Genomic DNA, 2,584 nt, shown 5'->3' on the forward strand with positions numbered 1-2,584 from the left:
TGCCCTGAAGGCAGATCTTGCTCCGGCACCGGTGGTGGAGCCCAAGGCTGAAGTCGAACCCATTGCGGAACTGGTTGTGCCGATTTCGCAGCGCGCGTCGATCCTGACGCTGACCGAGCGAACCTGCAAATGGCCGATCGGCGATCCGGCAACAGACGACTTTTACTTCTGCGGTCGCCAGTCCGATGCCGGCGTGCCCTATTGCGCGCACCACTGCAAGATTGCCTATCAGCCGGTTGCCGACCGCCGTGCACGCAAGGTCGTCGCCCGCGCGTCGTAATAGGATAAGCAACACCGGCCATAATAATTAAGCCCGCCAAACGGCGGGCTTTTTTGTGTTTCCATGTGAGGCACACCTGATTGGCGTTCAACTTCAGTCAACCGTCAGCTGGCAATTGAGAATTGATCATTGAAGGCGTAGCCCGAACCCCGCACGGTCCGGATCGGATCCTTGGCCTTGCCTTTGTTCAACGCTTTGCGCAGTCGGCCGACATGAACGTCGACCGTACGTTCGTCGACATATACGTCGTGACCCCAAACACCATCCAGAAGCTGTTCGCGCGAGAACACCCTTCCCGGTGATGTCATCAGGAATTCCAGAAGACGGAATTCGGTTGGTCCGAGGTGAATCTCCTTGGTATTGCGGCGAACCCGGTGCGTTTCACGGTCCAGTTCGATATCTCCGGATCGCAGCATCGTGGAAACCACTTCAGGGCTTGCACGGCGCAGGATCGCCCGTACACGCGCCATGAGCTCGGGAACGGAGAAGGGTTTGACGACGTAATCGTCAGCCCCAGTCGACAATCCGCGAATGCGTTCAGCTTCCTCTCCGCGGGCGGTCAGCATGATGACCGGCAAGCGTTCGGTATCTTCCCGTGCGCGTAACCGGCGGCACAATTCGATGCCCGACAGTCCCGGAAGCATCCAGTCCAGAAGCAGAAGGTCCGGCAAGCTTTCCCGCAAACGGATTTCCGCCTCATCGCCCCGAACACAGGTCTCCACGGCATAACCTTCGGCTTCCAGATTGTATCTCAAAAGAAGGCTGAGCGGTTCTTCGTCTTCAACGATGAGCACCTTCGGCATACTTTCTCGCTCCACTATCAGCAGCCGTCGCCAATGCGCCGGCCGAAACCTTTTTCCACCAGGTCCTGGCGGTTAAACGGCGCTGGTTGTTTCGTCCAGTTTCACGCGGTCTTCAGGAAGACGGTCACCTGTCACCATGTAGAAGACATTTTCCGCAATGTTGGTTGCATGGTCGCCGATGCGTTCAATGTTCTTGGCGCAAAACAGCAGATGGACACATTGGGTAATCACCCGAGGATCTTCCATCATGTATGTCAGCAGTTCGCGGAACAGCGATGTATAGATCGCATCGACCTCTGCATCGGCTTCCTGCACACGACGGGCAGCCTCGGCATCTTTGCGCGTATAGGCATCCAGAACCTGCTTGAGCTGCGACAGGGCCAGCTCGGTCATGTGCTCGACACCGATTGCAAGCTTCTTGGACTGCAAATCGCTGTCGATTGCGATTACGCGTTTGGCAACGTTTTTTGCCAGATCACCGACACGCTCCAGATCGTTGGCGATCCGCGTCGCAGCGGTGATCTCTCTCAGGTCCTGCCCCATGGGCTGGCGGCGGACAATCATTTCAATCAGTTTCTCTTCGATCTCCTGGTGCAGCGTGTCCAGCCGCTCGTCTTCAGAAATCGTGCGTTTCGCAAGCTCCAGGTCCTGAGAAACCAGCGCGGAAACCGCGTCCGCAAAAGCTCGTTCGGCCAACCCGCCCATCTCGGCGACCTTTCCGGCCATTTCCGTCAGTTCCTCGTCATAAGCCGAGACTGTGTGTTCAGACATCCCGTGTCCCTTTCAGAATTCGGAAAACCGCCTAGCCGAAACGGCCAGTGATGTAATCCTGTGTTCGCTTGTCTTTCGGATTGGTGAAGATGTCTTCGGTCAGACCTTCTTCAACCAGGATGCCAAGGTGAAAGAACGCCGTGCGTTGAGAGACGCGGGCCGCCTGCTGCATGGAATGCGTCACGATGACAATCGTGTAGTTTTCCCGCAACTCGTCAATCAGTTCTTCCACCTTCGCAGTTGCAATCGGGTCGAGCGCGGAACAAGGTTCATCCATAAGGATAACTTCCGGGCTGACGGCGATTGCGCGGGCGATGCAAAGACGCTGCTGCTGTCCACCGGACATGCCTGTGCCTGGTTCGTCCAGACGGTTCTTCACTTCTTCCCACAGCCCCGCCTTCTGAAGGCTGGAGGCTACGATCTCATCGAGATGAGCCTTGTTGCGGGCCAGACCATGAATGCGGGGGCCGTAAGCTATGTTGTCGTAGATCGACTTGGGAAACGGGTTCGGCTTCTGGAAGACCATGCCGACCTTGGCGCGCAGTTGGACCGGATCGACTTTCGGATCATAGATGTCCTCGCCATCGATCCTGATCGACCCTTCAACGCGGCAGATGTCGATAGTGTCGTTCATGCGGTTTATGGTCCGCAGGAAGGTCGACTTGCCACATCCGGACGGCCCGATGAAGGCAGTTACCGACCGCGGCTTAATTTCAATGTCCACGTCCTT

Annotated in this window: 4 protein-coding genes; 1 reads left to right on the plus strand and 3 read right to left on the minus strand. The window is 56.8% G+C overall.

Annotated features, from left to right (window positions below; genetic code table 11):
• A partial coding sequence (locus K5905_RS31370) for a GcrA family cell cycle regulator (RefSeq protein ID WP_297591637.1) occupies window positions 1-280 on the plus strand: 280 nt, incomplete at its 5' end.
• 104 nt (window positions 281-384) lie between these two features.
• On the opposite strand, the gene phoB is transcribed toward K5905_RS31370, so the two are convergent.
• The 3 genes from phoB to pstB all read right to left on the minus strand — a co-directional run.
• Window positions 385-1,083, minus strand: a complete 699-nt coding sequence (gene phoB / locus K5905_RS31375) for a phosphate regulon transcriptional regulator PhoB (RefSeq protein ID WP_297591638.1) — start codon at window positions 1,081-1,083, stop codon at window positions 385-387.
• 72 nt (window positions 1,084-1,155) lie between these two features.
• Complete coding sequence (gene phoU / locus K5905_RS31380; RefSeq protein WP_297591639.1) at window positions 1,156-1,854, minus strand: phosphate signaling complex protein PhoU; 699 nt, start codon at window positions 1,852-1,854, stop codon at window positions 1,156-1,158.
• 31 nt (window positions 1,855-1,885) lie between these two features.
• Window positions 1,886-2,584: phosphate ABC transporter ATP-binding protein PstB (gene pstB / locus K5905_RS31385; RefSeq protein WP_297591640.1), on the minus strand; the 699-nt coding region annotated here is incomplete at its 5' end.

This window comes from Roseibium sp. (assembly GCF_025698965.1).
GTDB lineage: Bacteria > Pseudomonadota > Alphaproteobacteria > Rhizobiales > Stappiaceae > Roseibium.

What these genes read in the sequence shown, in the direction of transcription:
- phoB (WP_297591638.1), bottom strand. Translation starts at nt 1,083, where the DNA reads ATGCCGAAGGTGCTCATCGTTGAAGACGAAGAACCGCTCAGCCTTCTT.
- phoU (WP_297591639.1), bottom strand. Translation starts at nt 1,854, where the DNA reads ATGTCTGAACACACAGTCTCGGCTTATGACGAGGAACTGACGGAAATG.